Below are 18,454 nucleotides of genomic sequence, written 5' to 3' on the forward strand. Positions count from 1 at the left end.
CCGGCAAGGGATGCCGGCTGTCCTTTAGTTTGGTCGCAGTGTGCGGACAGCTTTATCCAAAATGCCATTGACAAACTTATGGCTGTCATCGGCAGCAAAGGATTTAGCCAGCTCAATGGCTTCGTTGATCACCACTTTGTACGGTACATCCAGGCGGTACTTCATCTCATAACCTGAGACGCGTAAAATAGCTTTTTCAACCTGATCGATTTCATCGAAAGGCCGGTCCAGATAAGGCTTTAACAGTTCATCCAGTGTCTGGTGGTAACTCACCACGCCACGCAACAGATCTTGAAAATAGGCGACATCCAGTTGCTTGACGTTATTTTCCAACAACAGCTGCTGCTCAATATCCTGGATCTTATTCTGACTAAGCTGCCAGCTGTAAATGCCCTGCACAGCTAATGAGCGTGACTTACGACGCGCATTGGGTTTCATTCAGATATCCTCACAACTGCTCAAGCAGGTTGACCATCTCAAGCGCAGACATAGCCGCTTCACCGCCTTTATTACCGGCTTTAGTGCCAGCGCGCTCAATAGCTTGCTCAATGGAGTCCACCGTCAGCACGCCAAACGCCACGGGCACGTCCTGTTGCATCGCCACCTGGCCAATGCCTTTAGTACACTCAGACGAAACATACTCAAAATGCGGTGTACCACCACGGATCACAGCACCCAACGCAATGATGGCATCGTATTTTTTGCTGGCAGCCACTCGTTGAACCGCCAATGGCAGTTCAAAAGCACCTGGCACCCGAATCACGGTGATGTCTTCATCACGGACCTGACCAACACGTTTTAAAGTATCGATAGCACCTTGCAGCAAACTTTCAACTATAAAACTGTTAAAGCGCGCTACCACCAGGGCAAACTTTTTATTCGGGGCAGTCATGCCTGCTTCAATTACCTGCATCTTGCAGCTCCAATTGGTTCAAATTCAAAATTGCCGCGTATGATACCACAACTGCGGCTATGCCGAAGGATTATAGCAGCCGCCTACTCGCTGACATAATCCACCACTTCCAGGCCAAACCCGGATAAAGCGTGATACTTCTTTGGTTTGCTGAGCAAACGCATCTTTCCAACGCCCAAACTAGCCAGAATCTGCGAGCCCACACCGACGGTGCGAGAAGTCCCTTGCCAGGGTGCCGACTTAGGTTGCTCACCTTTGTCTTCCGCTTCGAAGGCTTGCACCATCCGCACCAGGGCCTCAGGGCTTTCATGCTTGCCCAACAACACAAGGACACCGCCTTCATCGGCGATGCGCTGCATGGCGTGGTGCAGTGGGAAGCTTCGGTTTGCAGCCCGATCAGCCAGCAATAAATCGCTGAAGGTATTGTGCAAGTGCACCCGCACCAGACAAGGCTCATCGGCTTTAATATCCCCTTTCACTAAGGCAAAGTGGATTTGGTTATCAATGGTGTCTCGAAAGGTTACCAGCTCAAAATCACCAACATCGGTACTAAGCTGACAACGAGCCACCTGCTCAATGGTGGTTTCATTCAGGTTGCGGTATTCAATAAGATCAGCGATGGTGCCAATTTTAATGCTGTGCTTAGCCGCAAATTTTTCCAGATCCGGCCGCCGCGCCATGGTGCCATCTTCGTTGAGAATTTCCACAATAACCGCTGCAGGCTCCAACCCAGCCAACCGGGTTAGATCACAGCCGGCTTCGGTATGACCAGCACGGTTTAATACACCACCATTTTGAGCTTTTAATGGGAAAATATGGCCAGGTTGCACAATGTCGCTAGCTCGGGCATCCCGGGCCACCGCTGCTTTAACGGTGCGAGCCCGATCAGCGGCAGAAATTCCGGTAGTAACTCCTTCAGCGGCTTCAATCGACACGGTAAAAGCAGTACTGAACTGCGATTTATTGCTGTCGACCATCAAGGGTAAATTCAGTTGCTTACAACGATCTTCGGTCAGAGTCAGGCAAATCAGACCGCGGCCATGGGTCGCCATAAAGTTAATGGCTTCCGGAGTAACGTATTCGGCTGCCATCACCAAATCGCCCTCATTCTCCCGATCCTCATCATCCATCAGAATGACCATTCGGCCCTGGCGAATGTCTTCAATAATTTCTGCCGTACTGTTTAATTGCATAAGAACCTTCTATGACTGAATCTTTTCTTTTTCAAAAAGCCGGCCAGCTCAGATAAAGCCTCGGGCTCGGAGTAAATCGGTACTGACGCCAGCTGCTGAAGGAGCTTTACCTTGCAGTAGGCGTTCCAGATAACGAGCAATCAAATCCACTTCCAGGTGCAGTGCTGTCCCCACCTCTGCCTGCTGCAAGGTAGTCACCAAGGCTGTATGCGGCACTATGGTGAGTCGAAATGCATCATCAGTGAGCTCATTTACGGTCAGGCTAATGCCATCCAGGGTAATGGACCCCTTTTCAGCAATGTAACGACTCAAGGCTTGCGGCATAGCCAACCAAAGCTCCCAACTATCCGCTTTCTTTTCGATGGCCCGAATACGGCCAATACCATCCACATGACCACTGACCAGATGACCGCCAAGCCGGGTACTTGGTAACAGAGCTTTTTCCAGGTTGATCCGCTGGCCGCTTTGATAATTACCAAATAAAGTCCGGCGCAGCGTTTCTGCCGATAGGTCTGCCTGAAATGCATCGCTGCTTTTGGCAATGACAGTCAGGCAGACGCCATTGCTGGCGATACTATCACCAAGCTTCACATCGGAAAAATCCAGCTGCTCGCTTTCAATCCATAGCCGCATGCCCTGCCCTGACTTTTGGCTGGAGCGAATATGACCAACTGCCTCTATAATTCCGGTAAACATGCTATCCTCAGCTCTGCAGCGTTGCAATGAAACGTATATCTGGCCCCAGCTGACGGATATCCTGCCAACTCAGTGCAATGCCGTCATTTAATTGGGTGAGTTCAGCTATCGCCACCAAGCCTCGCGCATGATGCCCCAAAATTATCGGGGCCTGATACAACCAGAACTCATCCACCAAATTAGCCTGCAACAAGGAGCCTGCTAAGCGGGCACCAGCTTCCACCCAAAGGGCGTTGATGTGTTGCTGCGCTAATTCCCGCATTAGTATCTGCAAATCAAACTGCTCCCTCTTCAGGGACGGAACGTATAAAACATCAGCACCAGCCGGAGCCGACAGTTTGCTGTCTTCCGGGTATACCAGTATCAGTTTACCCGGCAGGGCGAACAAAGCTTCTTTGCCTGTCAGACGCTGGCGTCGGTCCAATACCACCCGAACCGGCTGACGGTAGTGCCCATCCTGCAACGGGCTGATAGATGACAAGGCCTGTTCCGGCCGCACGCTCAAACGGGCGTCATCACGCAAAACGGTTTCCGCCGTGGATAACACAGCACAGCTTTGCGCGCGTTGCAATTGCACATCCGCACGAGCCTCTTTAGAGGTAATCCACTGACTGACACCATTATTCAGGGCGGTTTTACCATCCAGGCTAGCTGCCAGCTTCAAGCGCACAAAGGGACGCTGTTGCTCCATGCGGGTTAAAAATCCGGGGTTCAGTAACCTGGCACTTTCAGTCATCAGCCCACTTTGCACTTCAATGCCTGCGGCCTTTAGCAGAGTCGCGCCGCGGCCTGCCACCTGCGGGTTGGGATCCTGCATCGCCATCACCACCCGGCGCACACCTGCCTCGATTAAAGCCTCTGCGCATGGCGGCGTACGCCCATAATGACTACAGGGTTCCAGCGTGACGAAACAGTCTGCACCACGAGCCAGCTCCCCTGCTTGCCGTAATGCGACCACTTCGGCATGGGGACCGCCAGCCTGATGGTGATAACCTTCACCAACAATCTGGCCATGATGCACCAACACAGCGCCTACATTGGGATTCGGCGAGGTGGTAAAACGCCCTTTTCGGGCCAACTCAATAGCCCGGGCCATAAATCGATGATCATCGGCACTAAAGCTCACTGCTCATCCCCAAGTTTTGCAATGGCTTCACCAAATTCACGGATATCTTTAAAGGAGCGATACACCGAAGCAAAGCGTACATAAGCCACTTTATCCAGTTTCACCAGCTCATCCATAATCAGATTTCCCAGCAACTGGCTGCTGACTTCCCGTTCACCGGTCGCTCGCAGTTGTGATTTCACTTTGTTGATCAGCTGCTCGGTTTGTTCGGTCGCGACCGGGCGTTTTTCCAGGGAACGGAGCAACCCACTGCGCAGCTTGTCTTCATTAAAAGGCTCACGCGAGCCATCGCGTTTCACAATGCGTGGCATCACCAGCTCGGCCGACTCAAAGGTAGTAAAACGCTCATGACAGGCGCCACACTCGCGCCGACGACGTACCTGATGGCCATCGGCAACCAAGCGGGAATCAATCACTTTGGTATCATCTTTACCGCAAAAAGGGCAAAACATGCTTTGAGATCCTCTGAAAGCTGTGCTGATGGCAAAATGGCCGCTATTGCGGCCATTTTAGCATGAAAATCAAGCTTTAGGCATAGACTGGCAAACGACCACAAAGCTCTGAAACCTGAGCCCGCACCCGGTCAACGACCGACTCATCACCCATGTTATCCAGAATATCGCAGATAAAATCAGCCACTAAGCGCGCTTCCGCTTCTTTAAAACCACGGCGGGTAATCGCCGGAGTACCAATACGCAGACCACTGGTCACAAAAGGTGAACGCGGGTCGTTCGGCACGGAGTTTTTATTGACGGTGATATGGGCACGACCCAAGGCAGCATCCGCATCTTTACCAGTGATGTCCTTGTTGATTAAATCGACCAGGAACAAATGATTTTCGGTACCCCCGGATACAATGGTATAACCACGCTTGATCATCTGATCACACATGGCTTTGGCATTCACAACGACCTGCTGCTGGTACACTTTGAATTCAGGCTCCAGCGCTTCTTTGAAAGCGACGGCTTTAGCTGCGATCACATGCATCAATGGGCCACCCTGGCTGCCAGGGAAAACCGCTGAGTTCAATTTCTTTTCAATGACTTCATTGCTGCGAGCCAGGATCAGGCCACCACGAGGACCAGCCAGCGTCTTATGCGTGGTGGTAGTAACCACATCAGCAAAAGGCACCGGGTTCGGGTACAGACCAGCCGCGACCAGGCCAGCGACGTGCGCCATATCGACCAACAGGTAAGCACCTACTTTATCAGCAATGGCACGGAAACGCTGCCAATCAACAATGCCTGAATAGGCAGAGAAACCGGCAATAATCAGTTTTGGCTTGTGCTCCAGCGCCAGTTGCTCGGCCTGATCGTAATCAATCACGCCAGTTTCAGGGTGCAGGCCATACTGCACTGACTTGTACAACTTGCCTGAAGCACTGACGGTAGCACCGTGGGTTAAATGGCCACCATGCGCCAGGCTCATGCCCAGAATAGTGTCGCCGGCTTCCAGTAAAGCCAAAAATACAGCCGAGTTGGCCTGAGAACCAGAGTGTGGCTGCACATTGGCGTAATCGGCACCAAATAGCTCTTTGGCACGGGCTATAGCCAGATCTTCCACGATATCGACATGCTCACAACCACCATAGTAACGCTTGTGCGGGTAGCCTTCAGCGTACTTGTTGGTCAGCTGAGTGCCTTGTGCTTGCAGCACGCGTGGGCTGGCATAGTTCTCAGAGGCGATCAGCTCAATGTGATCTTCCTGACGCTGAGTTTCATCGGCAATAGCCTGCCACAAGGCTGGATCATAATCGGCAATATTCATGTCACGCTTCAACATAGGTTCTCCCGCAGCGTAGCTGCTACGCTTAGTTCATAGTAAGACTCGGCTTGAATGCGGCCTATTCTACCCGCAAAAACGTCAGGATGCACTCGGATTTTAGCCATCTAAACATCCGGATCAATTTTCAGTTACTGCAACTGTGCAAAAATAAGCACAGTTACAGGCATTTCAAAGCACAATGCTTGCTTTTTAGCCACAGCCACCTAAAATACTGTATATGCATACACATATTTGTACAAACAATGGCGCAGCGTAAAATCATACATATCGACTTGGATTGCTTTTTTGCCGCAGTTGAAATGCGCGACAATCCACAGCTAGGTGATCAACCCATAGCCGTTGGGGGGAGTGTCAGCAGCCGAGGTGTGATCGCTGCATGCAATTATCCAGCACGAACCTTTGGTGTTCGCTCGGCCATGCCGACAGCGCAGGCACTTAAACTATGTCCGCACCTGTTGTTGGTACCTGGCAGAATGCAGGCATACAAAGAAGCCAGTCAACAGGTCATGGCCATTTTAAAACGTTACAGCGATACCGTTGAACCTCTATCCCTGGATGAAGCTTATTTGGATGTAACCGGCAGTGTCTTGTGTCAGGGCAGTGCTACCCGTATTGCCGAGGCAATACGCCATACAATTAAATCAGAAACCGGCCTGACCGCTTCTGCCGGAGTAGCACCGAATAAATTTTTGGCTAAGATTGCCAGTGATGAACGCAAGCCCGATGGCCTTTTTGTTATCTGCCCACATCAGGTACCAGATTTTGTTGCTAGATTACCAGTACAAAAAATACCTGGCATTGGCCCGAAAACAGCTAGCCGCCTGCAGGAGCTCGGCGTGCATTATTGCCAGGATGTATTCAAAGTGCCTCTGGCTCGCTTGATCCGACAATTTGGTGCATACAGCCAAACCTTACTGGAACGCTGCCAGGGGCTGGATCAAAGGCCTGTCAGCGCGGAGCGGGTACGTAAGTCGGTTGGAGTGGAGCAAACCTATGCCAAAGATAAATGCAGCTTGCAGGACTGTGAAGCCGAACTTCCTGCTTTGTTGCTCACCTTGCAACAGCGACTGGAACGCCACCGAGCTAGCAGTCTGGTGCATAAAGTGGCTGTGAAATTAAAATTTCATGATTTTCAGCAAACCACGGTCGAACAGCAATTGCAAACCGCCGATCTGGCGAGCATCCGCTCCTTGCTGGTAACAGCCTGGCAGCGCGGTGAAGGCCGCCCGGTCCGGCTGATAGGCTTGCAAGCCGGTCTTGCCGAGCAGGATCATAAGCAACTGATGCTTGAACTTTAGTCAATAAAAAACCAGCGACAAGCGCTGGCTTTGCATGGAATGTGTTCCGGTTTAAGATACTACCGTCACGTTTTCAGCCTGAGGGCCTTTTTGACCGTCGACAATCTCAAAAGTCACTTGCTGACCTTCCAGTAAAGTCCGACGCCCGGTGCCGTTAATGGCCCGAAAGTGCACAAATACATCTTTGCCGCCTGCACGCTCAATAAAACCAAAACCTTTGTCTTCGTTAAACCACTTGACGGTACCGGTAATTAGATCTGACATAACTCTCTCTTACATTTAACTTTCATTGATCAGTGAGCTGATCATTGAGTGAACCTTGTGAGCAATCAGCAAACCTAACAGCTGGCAGCTGATCTTCTTCACCCTGCCAACGAGTTGACATGGTTATGGCACAGCAATGAAGCCAAATACCATAAAATCAGTGTAGCACTGAATTTGCGGAAAGTTGATGAATGCAGTATTAATTTTTTTTACGCCGTACCGGAATATTACCATCATCACCGGCTTGAAAAACTTTTGATGCAGCAGCTTTGTGTGGCTTGTTAGTTTCACTGCTTTTTTTGTCAGATGGCCGCTTACCAGTGGTTTGCTTTTTCACTTTGGGTTGAGAAGCAGGTTTATCCTTTGGCTTACCGGTAAATCGTGCCGGCAAGCTATCGATCACAGAGAACTGGATGGGGTTACGGAAAAAAGCCTCTAGTTGCTCCAGACTTAGCCAGTCTCTTGGGCCTACCAGTGAAATAGCCTCACCGCGCATACCTGCCCGGCCTGTGCGCCCAACCCGGTGCACGTACTCTTCGGCAAACTTAGGTAAGTCAAAATTCACCACATGCGATACCTGCAATAAATCGAGGCCGCGCGATGCGACATCGGTGGTGATCAAGATTTGGAATTTACCCTTGGCAAAATCTTGCATCACGCTGTTACGCTTTGCTTGGCTTAGTTTGCCGCTTAAACCAATGGCCTGAAAGCCTTGCTTAGCGAACCATTCAGGCAAGCGCTCGGTATCCGCTCTGGTTGCGGTAAATACAATGACTTGCCGCAAATCGGCAGCAAGCTTGAGCAAATGTGCCAGCAGCGCTTCTTTGTGGCTGAGGTTATCGCACAGATAAAAGTTTTGGCTGATATCGGCATGCTGCTGATGCGCATCATCGGTGGTAATGCGATGCGGCTTACGCAACAAAGCCAATGCTAATTCATTGACATCAATATGATCTAACGTTGCGGAGAACAACAGGGTTTGACGCAAACGATGAGAGGCAGCTTTATGGATGGTCATTAATTCATTGGCAAAGCCAAGATCCAACATCCTGTCGGCCTCGTCAAGAATCAACAACTCCAGGCCCTGCAAAAAAATCGAGCGGTGTGCCAGGTGATCGCAAAACCGCCCTGGTGTTGCCACAATGATCTGCGGCTGACGCTTTAGCAATTTCTCCTGATCGTTGAAGTTTTCACCACCTAAAACCAAAGCAGCCTGGATCGGGGTATTGGCAATTAGCAAACGCAGCTGACCATACACTTGCTTAGCCAATTCCCGCGTTGGCGCCAGTATCAAGGCCCTTGCATCCTGGCGTGATAAGGGTTTGCTCCGCAACAAACGCTGCATCATGGGCAACAGATAGGCCAGCGTCTTGCCAGAGCCGGTGCGTGAGGATACCAGCAAGTCTTTACCCGTCAGTACGGCAGGAATGGCTTCCTGCTGTATCTCAGTCGGCTCGGTAAAACCAAGGTGCTGCATCGAACGCAGCAAGCGCGGGTCAAGCGCCAAGTCGGCAAAAGGCGTCATCTGTTACTCCAAAAGGTCAATGACGCCATTATATCGCACAATCAGTCCGCTGGCTCGACTATTGCCTCAATCCGCCGGTTGCTTGCCCGGGCAGCCTCAGTGGTTCCTTCTGCTCGTGGCTGTGTCTTACCATAGCCACGGGTAGATACCCTGGCAGCGTCAATGTTTAAACGGTTAATCAAAATACTTGCAACCGCCTCTGCCCGTCGTTCAGACAAATCCTGATTGTATTCATAGGAGCCTTGATCATCGGTATGGCCAGCAATGGTCACCTTGGTATTGATAAAGCGCTTAAGATAATCAGCCAGCTCTTGCAGCTGAGGCAAGTACACCGGTTTGACAATAGCCTGATCAAAATCAAACAGAATATCCATTTCCAGTACCACCTGATCTTCTACAAAGATACTGCAGCCAAATGCATCTACCCTGTCTCCAGCCGGTGTATCTGGACAGCGATCGCATTCATCCGGAATACCATCCCCATCCGAGTCCACCACTACAGGTGGCTCTTTATGCACAATAGGACGCTGCCGCGGATCCTCGCTGCCCGCCCATAGCCACTGCGAACCTAGCAGCAGACTGATCAATAAAACAGCTTTGAACAAAGACATCATGCCTTCTCTCCATGTTGAAGGGTATTAGAAAAAAAAGGTTCGGGTTGATGCAAAAAGCCCTGATAACCATCAAATCGGTAATGCGATAATTGCTGCAATTGCTCCTCATCCTCGATGTGTACAGCCAATACCTGAATGCTAAGTGCCCGGATAGTCGAGACCAAAGAGGTTAAAAAGACACTCTCTTGCGGCGATGCCACCAAGGACTGTGTAAAAGCAGCATCAATTTTGACGTAATCTGGCCGAATTTGCTGAACATAGGCCATGGAAGAAAAGTTACGCCCCACTCTATCTAAGCCAAAGCGTACTCCATACTCACGCAATAACTGCACCAAGCTGATCACCGCAGCTTTGTTATAAAGCACGGTCTCTTCGGAACATTCCAAGCCCAAAAAAGGCAGTACATCAACATGTTGTTGAAGTTGCAACGCTAGCCAACGCTGAAAGGCCGTTGATTTGAGTGAAGCAGCAGACAAGTTCAACACCACCGATTGACCAGGGTCCTTTGCCAGTTGCGCGAGCACCAACTGAATGGCCAACTGATCAAAACGCAAACCTAGCTCATATTCATCCAGGGTTGACATAAAGCTAGCCGCAGGCAACAAAGTGCCGACAGGAAACTCCAGCCGGGCAAATAGCTCGTAATGCACCAACTGCTGATCACCAAGTAACTTAACCGGCTGTTTCGAAAAGCTCACAGCCCCTTGCTCTACCGCCTTTTGCAACATAGTCACTAACTCAGAGCGCTGTGCCACTTCACGACTATCGGTATGAATCTGAACTTGTTGGTTATTATCACTGCGCGCATGTTGCAATGCTTGGTCTACCCTCGCCATCACTTCAGCAATCGAGCCTGAGTGATTGATCCAGCAAGCACCAATCCAGACGGGTAGCTCTGTGCTGGCAAAAAACTCCAGTAAAGCCTGTTGCTGATGCTCCAGCAAAGCCTTACTTTGCTCAATGCTTTGACCCGGTAAAATCAGCGCAAACTCATCCAGCCCCAGGCGACACAGCACAGCGTCAGCTACCCCAGCACAGCGCTGTTGCATTAAATGGCTTGCGCGCGCAATGGCTTTATCCCTTTCCACAAAGCTCTGTTGATCACGTTGAGTCAAGGAAGGTATTTTAACTAAAGCTAATACACCACGAGGTTCCTGTTGTAGCCATGCTTGTAACTGCTGGTTGAAGAAGCGGCGATTACCAAGTCCACTGACGGGATCCCGAAATGCTTGATCTTTTAGTTGTTGCTGACGCTGATCACTTTCTGAGAAGTCCCGTTGCAGCTGTTGTGCCATCTGGTTTATCGCCTCAACAACACTGCGTAACTCAGGGGTCTTAGGCAAGGTTATAGGCTGGTCAAATTGATGCTGCCGGATCTGATCTGACACATGCTGGATCTGCTGTAAGGGTTTTAAAATCCGGCGGATTCCCATGGCTGCCAACAATACCAAAAGTAACGTCAGAGCAGCAAACCAGCTCAACATCTGGATAAAGGTCTGCCACAAGGTGCGATAGGCCATGCCCGGATGACCAATAATGGTCAACTCACCATACTGCAACCAGCCACTACTTAAAACAACATTGCGCTCTACCTGTGGTAAGAGTTCCAGGCCTTGAAACCATGCAGGGACGCCATGAAAATCTACAGTACGCTGCTCCTGCCAGCTGAGTTCGGAGTCGAACAATCGCACCTCTAGCTGCTGATAAAAGCCGCCATCGGCATAAGCCTTTAATACACTTTCAATCAGCACCGGTTGCAGCGGATCTAAATGTGGTTGCAAGGCGCCGGCCATGGAGACGCTGGCATTTTCAATATCCGTGGTCAATTGCTCGGCAAGAAACTCACGGCTATTGTCAAAGCTTAACCAGAGTGCGCCAGCCAAGCTTAGGGTCAAACTCAGTAAAATCAAAGCCAGCAGTTGTCGAAATAATGTCATTGTTATTTTCCTTTTCGCTGCTGCGGATGCGCATAACGTTGTAATAATTCCACCCACTGCGGCAGTCGCTCTGGCGAGCCGACCGCCTCCGCCCGGCCCCGCTGCCGGTTTAACCAGAGTTGCTGGCCATTAAAGCTAAAGACCGGTATCAAATCCGGCCGTTGACTGGCAGGTTTTATCGCCCCATCCAGGTTGTCCAGAATCAAGGGCACTGCAGTTGGTGTCTCATAGTAAGCCAGCACCATATGAAACTGATTAAGCTGAACGGCCTTGACATAAACCAGCCTAAGCTTCTGGATATCAAAGCCCATCTCTAGCAGCGTGAAATACTTGGCAATGCTGAAATCTTCACAATCACCTGCCCCCATGCCAATAAACTCAATGGGAGTTGCCCAGTAATCCTCTTGCCCCCACAGCACACTGTCATCAACAAACTGGAACAAATTAAAAAAACGATTCACTGCTTCCAGCTGAGCCAGCGCTGGTTGACCTTGCTGTTGTTCAATCAGCTGCCGCCAAGCGTGATAACGGCGGATAGCACTCTCATCAAAGTTAGCTTGCAGGTAGCTTAATGCATGCCGCTGTTGCGGTTCCGCCCATAACAGCCAGCCTGTGGTGACACAGACCAACAGCAGTAAGACGTTTAGCCGCAACATAAGCAAGGCTTACCAGCCGCTGGCCGAGTGCGCTTCCACCTCACTCTGTTGCCGCCCTTCCATGGAATAAATGTGCCAGCGCATGACTTCACCAGTCGCCAGATTGTAAGCACGAATACCAAGTTGATTTGCCTTCATTACAAATGGCTCAGCTGCAGTTACAGTCTCTACTTTCACCTCTATCGGCGGCAATTGCTCACGGTACTCAGCCCAAAGACGCTCTTTCAGATAAGCCACCCGGGTATCGAACAGCTCGCGGTCTAAAGCAGGTTGATCGGGAAGCTGATGCGCAAAAATAGTCAGCTTGAGCGGATCATCGCTTAACTGAAAGCGCTTAATAAGTGCCAGCAAACTGCGCAGTTCCTGACAAGCCAGAATAGGATCCACCCGGTAAAACTGCACTGCATGGACTGACGTAAACTGCTGAGCCTGTTGCTTGCTGCAGCCATCAACAGTCACTAAAGCACCGCTGATCGTTTGAGCACACAAATCACGCTGGCGAATAACACCATCCTGATCGGGATCTTTTAGCTGTTGCAGCTGTGCTTGGCTAAGAGCATTGACATCGTATTTTGGACTCTGACTACAAGCCAGTAGGCCTGTTGCGAGCAGAAAAATCATACAAGCTTTGTGCATGGTGGTTTGCATGGTGATCACTCCTGTCCCTGAGCCAGAAAAAAGTCATCCGGATTAATTCGTAATGCGGTAAGTAACTCGCCTTTGGCCTGCAAAATACGGTAATTTGCAAACAAATGATCGATTTCAGCACTCACGAAGTTACCACGAGCTTCAAACAACTCATTTTCTGTATCCAGCAGATCGAGCAATGAGCGCCGCCCTAAATCAAATTGCTCGCGATAAGCACTCTGGGTCTTGTAGCTTTCCTCCACATGCTCTTGCAAATACGCCAGTTGCTGAAACAAGGTACGCTCTGCTTGCCAGGACAAACGTGCACCTTCCAGCACCTGGCGATAGGCATGCTCACGGATCTCTTTGGCTTCAGCCGTGCGATAAGCTGTTTTCAGCTGCTGATTATGGTCGCGACGACCATTAAACAGATTGTAGCGCAAAACCAAGCGGGCTTGAGTGCGGTCCACGTAATCGTTATCCCGCTGCCAGCGATTGAATTTATTAGCCTGCACCTCCAGATGCAACTGAGGCCAGTAGCTGGAGCGTTGCTGAACCTGCAGCAACTCGACAGCACGCACATCAAAACTTGCAGCCGTTAGGATTGGATGCTGATCGCGCGCTTGCTCCAACAATTGCTGCTTTGATGCAGGGATCATGCGTATATCTGGTACCGGGGAGCGAAGATTCTGAGGGTAAAAGCCTGTCACCGCCATAAAGGCCGACTTGGCATCAGCCTCATTGTTTTGTGCCGCCAGGTAATTCGCATGAGCTCTGGCTAAACGACCGCGGATTTGCGATAAGTCAGATTGTGAGCCCAAACCCGATTCCACACGCTCTTTAATTTGCTCATAAATGCCACGATGCGATTGCAGGTTCTGCTCTGCCAGCACTTTTAATTGCTGTGTTTTCAATACGTTCAGATACACCCTGGCAACTTGCAGCGCCACTTCCTCTGTTGTTGCCAGCAGACTCCAGAACTCGGCCTGGGCCTCGGCACTGGTTCGGTCGACATCGCGGGCGGTGTAAAAGCCATCAAACAGCATTTGGCGCAAGGTTAGGGATACATTGCCTGCCCGGCCATCCTCAACATCATCCCGTAAACGGGAAATTGGCGACTCCGATTTATTGAGTTGTGCTACGGCTTGCAGATCCAAGGTCGGCAGCCAACCGCCGCGTGCTATACGGGTATCCTGTTCATAACTATGATACCGGAAAAACACTTCCCGAACCGTTGGGTTGGTATTCAAGGTCTGAGCCACAGTAAACTCCAGAGAGTCAGCATGACCTTGGGTTGCAGAAAGGGCTGTCATTCCCAGGCAAAGGCCTAACATCCATGTTGTACGGTTTACTTTCATCAAATCATCTCTCCTTGAGCGCACTTTGCTTTGCTCGGGTAATAGGCTTTACAAGATATTGAAATAATGTTCTTTTCCCAGTAATAATGTCAACCGAAGCCATCATACCAGGCATTATAGGTAACGCTGCTCCATCCGCATCCAAAAAACTACCTTCCGTGCGAATCCTAACCAGATAATAGCTATTCCCTTGCTCGTCCAACATGGCATCAGCACTGATGTACTCCAAAGTTCCAGCTAAACCTCCGTAAATGGTAAAATCATAAGCCGTCAACTTCACTACAGCAGTTAGCCCAGGCCGGATAAAGGCAATATCGCGTGGTGACATGCGGGCCTCAACTACCAAAGCTTCCTCTTGCGGCACGATTTCAATCAAATCCATCCCTGGTTGAATAACGCCACCTATCGTATTGATGCGAATGGCATTGATAATGCCGTTAACCGGTGACACTACCTGCGTACGGGTTAACCGATCCGATAACTGGACCAGGGACTCTTCCAATACCGCCAAACGAGATGATGCCTCGGCCAATTTGTGCTGGCTTTCGGTCCGGAACTGAAGTGCGACATCCACCTGTTTGCGAAGACTTTCTTGCAATGCCGCTATTATTTTAGGCAAGTTGTAACGTGCTGAAGCCAGCTCGGATTGTACTTCATTGAACTGGCGTTCCAGTTGCAGCAATTCTACTTCAGACACCACACCTCGTCTGGCTAAAGGCCTGGTCAGGTTCAATTCCTGCTCGACCAATGCCAAACTCCGTTCCAGGTGATGGATACGGGACTCTATCTCAGAGCGCTCTTGTTGGCGTTGCTGAATTTGCTCCGCGATGATACCAAAACTGTTTTCCAACCCTTGCATTCTTTCTTGAAATAAAGCTTGGTAAAACAATAATGTAGGTGAGTCTGCTTCCAACAAGCTGAAATCCGGTTGCTGGATCTGCAAAAATGCTCTGGTCGATTCCACACGAACCGAAGCCAACTCGGCATGGTAACGGGCTATATCAGCAAGTAGAGTGGTACGCTGATGCTGTTGCTCACGCACATCGGCCCGAAAACGCGTTTGATCAATGCCCATTAAGACTTGCCCTTGGTGGACCTGTTCACCCTCACGCACCATCACCTGCTGTAAAATACCGCCCTCCAGGTTCTGCACCACCTGCAGCTGTTGGGATGGGATCACCCGGCCTTGGCCTCTAGATACCTCATCAATTTCAGCAAACCAGGACCAAACAAAAAAAATGACTGTCATGCTAGCAATCGTCAACAGTACACGCTTGGATCGATAGGGTGTTTTAAAATGCAAGCGGGAGTGCAGATCATCGACGTATTCAAGTTCCTGCTCAGAAATAGCGGGTTGTGGTGGCCAAAACCACTGCAGCAAACGCTCTATCGCTTTACTCAGCATCAGAACGTCCTTTCTTTAAGGCTGCCAATACAGCATTTTTCTCGCCATCAGCCACTACCCGACCTTTTTCCAACACAATGACCCGATCTACCAGCTCCAACATCGACATCTTGTGGGTAATCAATACCAGCGTTTTATCTTTAGCTACCTGGCTGATATGGCGGGTGAGTTGAAACTCAGTGTAACTATCCATATGACTGGTCGGTTCATCCAGCACAAGAATGGGCGGGTTAAACAGCAAAGCCCGCGCCATCGCCACACTTTGCCGTTGCCCACCTGAGAGGTAACTGCCGCGCTCACCAACCTGCCGATCCAAGCCATTGGGCTCATGATCGGTAAACTGAGTAACCCCAGCCAGACGAGCCGCTTTTAGAACCCGCTCATCATCTACATGAGGCACACCCAAAGTAATATTATCGCGCACGCTTCCATAAAACAGGTTGATATCCTGCGGCACACATCCAATTTTTTGCCGCAAGTCTGCCGGATTAATTTGTTGGCTATCCACGCCATCAAAGCGAATGGCTCCTTGATCAGGCTGGTAAAATTGCAAGATCAACTTCTCGATGGTTGTCTTTCCGCTACCAATGCGACCAATAATTGCCACCTTCTCGCCAGGACGTATGGTAAAGCTCACGTCTTTCAGCACTTGATGCTGGGTTCCGGGATAACTAAAACTGACCCGATCAAACTCAATTTTGCCATCAAAATAACCACGATGCAGGTAATGATCGGTTTGCTCCTCTTCAAGCTCCATCAGCTGCTCTAAATGTGACAAAGCCGCCTTGGCACTTTGATAACGGGTAGAAAGCAAAGAAATTTGTGCAAAAGGAGCCACCATACGATTCCCCAATAGCACAAACGCTATCAAGCCACCAAAGCTTAATTGGTTATCCATAATCAAATACACACCACTGACCACAATACCAATGGTTACCAGATGTTGAATAAAGCTGGTGACACTAGCGACCGCTACGGTGTATTTTTTGGTTTGCATCGACCAATTGGCACTGTCTGCGACCAAGGACTCCCACTTACCCTGAAACTGACTTTCAGCGCCGGCAAGCTTTAATGAATCAATCCCTGCCAGTGACTCAACCAGATGCGCTTGTTTTTGACTGTTTACCCGACTGCCCTGCTCAACCTGCGTTGCCATGCGTTTAAGTACCCAAATCGAAAATAGCAACATTACAGCTATGGCAACCAATAAAACGAACGCGATGGGTCCGGCGATAAAATAAATGACCAAAAAAAACAGCAAAGCAAACGGCAGATCGATTAAAGCAGCAATGGTGGATGAAGCAACAAAATCGCGAATGGCATCAAACTCCTGCACATTACGGGTAAAGGCTCCTAATGAGTTTGGCCTGGCTTTTGCCTTCAGGTTGAGCATTTTTTCGAACAAACGGGAAGAAAGCAGCACATCGGACTTTTTGGCCGCCATATCCAACAGATAACCACGCAACTGTTTGAGAATGAAGTCAAAAATAAAGATTAGGACCATGCCACTGGTCAGCACCCAAAGAGTGTCGAGCGCTAAGTTTGGTACCACCCTGTCGTACACATTCATTACATAAAGAGGGATGGCAATCGCAAATAAATTGATAAAAAAGGCTGCTAATAAAGCATCGCGATAAATTGGAGTCGATAGTTTAATGGTATCCCAGAACCAATGGCCATCGAGAGTATGCAAAACCTTCGGAGCTCTTTTATCAAAACGATGCTTCTTTTTCACTAAAAGCACATGACCGACAAAACGCTCGGACAAGTCCTCAGCGGCCAGCTCTTCTTCTGAGTCTTCAACTTCTGGCCAAGAGACAGTAACTGTTCCTTCACTTTCATTTCGTGCTAACAGAATACAAGCTTTGCCATGCTGCAAAAGCAGCACACAGGGCAAAAAATCATCCTGCAATTGCTCGAAGTTTTTCTCGGAAAATTTAGCTGCCAAGCCTCCGCGCTGAGCAGCTCGCGGAATATCTTTAAGCAATAAGCGCCCTTCCTGCAAAGGAAGGCCCATGCTCAAGGTCTTGGCAGAAAATGGCCGACCATAGTGCTTGGTAAAAAAAACCAGGCTTTGCAAAATAGGATCACGCTCCAGCGGATCCACTGGTATTTGTTGCGAGGCGTTTTGCTGCATTTATCCGTTCTTATTAGTAGCAGAGGCTTTCACCTCTGCACTTTTTTATTGTAATTAGGTTGGTTCCATCATCAAATGACCAAGCTCAAGCCAGACATCAATAGCCTGCTCAGCCGAGCCAAAGTGATCAATGACTTGCTGATAATCCAACTCGGGGATAACCACAGATTGCAAATCACCACTCAGCGGATCCTGCACCTGTAGGACGGCTTCTCCTTGCTCATTACTGACCAACTGCAATAGCTGTTCCAGGCTTTCAGAGCTCAGATCAGGGAACAAGTCTTGTAATAATATGCCCTCAACACCCACTGACATTGTTGACGAATCAGGTTCAGACGCCTGGATAAAATCATCACTTATCAGTAAGGGTTCTTCTTCAACCGCAAAACTTCCCAGCTCATTGTCGTCCTCGGACGATTCGATGAAGAAGCCGGTCGTATCATCATTCAAAGGAACTGGGCTGGTGTAACCATTTAGTAAAGCAATGAAATCTTCAAAAGTATAGAGTAAAGCGCCCTCGCTCGAGACATCACCATTCTCATCTTGCTGCAATGGCTCATTGATGGTCCCGCTGGCACCATTAAAGAATAAAAACTCCCCTTCATATTTGAAGATATGTGCCTGTGGCCGGTAACCAAGCTCATCCCGAAGGTAGTCGTTTCGGGCAGCGATGAAGAAGTCTCGGAAGTGTTCCGGACCAAACTCATCAGGTAAATCGGTTACTTTGATGATAATCACTTGACCATTTTCATTGATACCAGACATCGCAAAATAGTTGCCATTTGAGTCCGCATCTGCGTCTGCGTCCGCGTCTGCATCGGCATCTGCATCGGCGTCTGCATCGGCATCTGCATCGGCATCCGCATCCGCATCTGCATCTGCATCTGCATCTGCATCTGCATCTGCATCTGCATCTGCAT

18 protein-coding genes are annotated in these 18,454 nt (G+C 49.7%); 1 reads left to right on the plus strand and 17 read right to left on the minus strand.

Annotation, left to right across the window (positions count from 1 at the left end; all coding sequences use genetic code 11):
- Positions 1-24 precede the first annotated feature (24 nt).
- The 7 genes from nusB to glyA all read right to left on the minus strand — a co-directional run bounded on the left by nusB (position 25) and on the right by glyA (position 5,710).
- On the minus strand, positions 25-438 hold the full coding sequence (gene nusB, locus JJU14_RS06440; RefSeq protein WP_091344405.1) for a transcription antitermination factor NusB: 414 nt from the start codon (positions 436-438) through the stop codon (positions 25-27).
- Between the two features lie 10 nt (positions 439-448).
- Positions 449-913 (minus strand): 6,7-dimethyl-8-ribityllumazine synthase, encoded by a 465-nt coding sequence (gene ribE, locus JJU14_RS06445; protein ID WP_091344407.1) that lies wholly within the window; start codon positions 911-913, stop codon positions 449-451.
- Between the two features lie 83 nt (positions 914-996).
- Positions 997-2,106, minus strand: a complete 1,110-nt coding sequence (gene ribBA, locus JJU14_RS06450) for a bifunctional 3,4-dihydroxy-2-butanone-4-phosphate synthase/GTP cyclohydrolase II (protein ID WP_228611769.1) — start codon at positions 2,104-2,106, stop codon at positions 997-999.
- A gap of 48 nt (positions 2,107-2,154) precedes the next feature.
- Positions 2,155-2,802: a riboflavin synthase gene (locus JJU14_RS06455; RefSeq protein ID WP_228611770.1), complete on the minus strand. Its 648-nt coding sequence runs from the start codon at positions 2,800-2,802 to the stop codon at positions 2,155-2,157.
- 7 nt (positions 2,803-2,809) lie between these two features.
- Complete coding sequence (gene ribD / locus JJU14_RS06460) at positions 2,810-3,928, minus strand: bifunctional diaminohydroxyphosphoribosylaminopyrimidine deaminase/5-amino-6-(5-phosphoribosylamino)uracil reductase RibD (RefSeq protein ID WP_228611771.1); 1,119 nt, start codon at positions 3,926-3,928, stop codon at positions 2,810-2,812.
- Positions 3,925-4,380 carry a transcriptional regulator NrdR gene (gene nrdR, locus JJU14_RS06465; protein ID WP_228611772.1) on the minus strand — a complete coding sequence of 152 codons (456 nt, stop codon included), beginning with the start codon at positions 4,378-4,380 and terminating at the stop codon, positions 3,925-3,927. The genes ribD and nrdR overlap by 4 nt, the downstream gene beginning before the upstream one ends.
- A 76-nt stretch (positions 4,381-4,456) precedes the next feature.
- Positions 4,457-5,710 (minus strand): serine hydroxymethyltransferase, encoded by a 1,254-nt coding sequence (gene glyA / locus JJU14_RS06470; RefSeq protein WP_228611773.1) that lies wholly within the window; start codon positions 5,708-5,710, stop codon positions 4,457-4,459.
- Between the two features lie 245 nt (positions 5,711-5,955).
- Here glyA and dinB point away from each other — a divergent pair, with 245 nt between their 5' ends.
- Positions 5,956-7,011 carry a DNA polymerase IV gene (gene dinB / locus JJU14_RS06475; protein ID WP_228611774.1) on the plus strand — a complete coding sequence of 352 codons (1,056 nt, stop codon included), beginning with the start codon at positions 5,956-5,958 and terminating at the stop codon, positions 7,009-7,011.
- A 51-nt stretch (positions 7,012-7,062) separates the two neighbouring features.
- On the opposite strand, the gene JJU14_RS06480 is transcribed toward dinB, so the two are convergent.
- The 10 genes from JJU14_RS06480 to JJU14_RS06525 form a co-directional block, all read right to left on the minus strand.
- Entirely contained in the window at positions 7,063-7,275 is a 213-nt protein-coding gene (locus JJU14_RS06480; RefSeq protein WP_091344423.1) for a cold-shock protein, read from the minus strand.
- Positions 7,276-7,474: 199 nt separating this feature from the next.
- Positions 7,475-8,800, minus strand: a complete 1,326-nt coding sequence (locus JJU14_RS06485; RefSeq protein ID WP_228611775.1) for a DEAD/DEAH box helicase — start codon at positions 8,798-8,800, stop codon at positions 7,475-7,477.
- A gap of 41 nt (positions 8,801-8,841) precedes the next feature.
- On the minus strand, positions 8,842-9,414 hold the full coding sequence (locus JJU14_RS06490; RefSeq protein ID WP_228611776.1) for an OmpA family protein: 573 nt from the start codon (positions 9,412-9,414) through the stop codon (positions 8,842-8,844).
- Positions 9,411-11,351 carry an EAL domain-containing protein gene (locus JJU14_RS06495; protein WP_228611778.1) on the minus strand — a complete coding sequence of 647 codons (1,941 nt, stop codon included), beginning with the start codon at positions 11,349-11,351 and terminating at the stop codon, positions 9,411-9,413. Before JJU14_RS06495 ends, JJU14_RS06490 begins: the two co-directional genes overlap by 4 nt.
- A gap of 2 nt (positions 11,352-11,353) precedes the next feature.
- On the minus strand, positions 11,354-12,007 hold the full coding sequence (locus tag JJU14_RS06500; RefSeq protein ID WP_228611780.1) for a transglutaminase-like cysteine peptidase: 654 nt from the start codon (positions 12,005-12,007) through the stop codon (positions 11,354-11,356).
- A gap of 9 nt (positions 12,008-12,016) precedes the next feature.
- Positions 12,017-12,655: a hypothetical protein gene (locus JJU14_RS06505; RefSeq protein ID WP_228611782.1), complete on the minus strand. Its 639-nt coding sequence runs from the start codon at positions 12,653-12,655 to the stop codon at positions 12,017-12,019.
- 5 nt (positions 12,656-12,660) lie between these two features.
- A complete protein-coding gene (locus JJU14_RS06510) occupies positions 12,661-13,992 on the minus strand; it encodes a TolC family outer membrane protein (protein ID WP_366914885.1) in 1,332 nt (443 codons plus the stop codon).
- A gap of 4 nt (positions 13,993-13,996) precedes the next feature.
- The gene (locus JJU14_RS06515) at positions 13,997-15,397 is read right to left on the minus strand and encodes an HlyD family type I secretion periplasmic adaptor subunit (protein WP_228611783.1); all 1,401 of its coding nucleotides are present in this window, start codon (positions 15,395-15,397) and stop codon (positions 13,997-13,999) included.
- Complete coding sequence (locus tag JJU14_RS06520) at positions 15,387-17,534, minus strand: type I secretion system permease/ATPase (RefSeq protein WP_228611785.1); 2,148 nt, start codon at positions 17,532-17,534, stop codon at positions 15,387-15,389. The genes JJU14_RS06515 and JJU14_RS06520 overlap by 11 nt, the downstream gene beginning before the upstream one ends.
- 54 nt (positions 17,535-17,588) lie before the next feature.
- A partial coding sequence (locus JJU14_RS06525; protein ID WP_228611787.1) for a hypothetical protein occupies positions 17,589-18,454 on the minus strand: 866 nt, incomplete at its 5' end.

Origin of the sequence: Alkalimonas sp. (genome assembly GCF_020831925.1) — a bacterium.
Lineage (GTDB): Bacteria > Pseudomonadota > Gammaproteobacteria > Enterobacterales > Alteromonadaceae > Alkalimonas.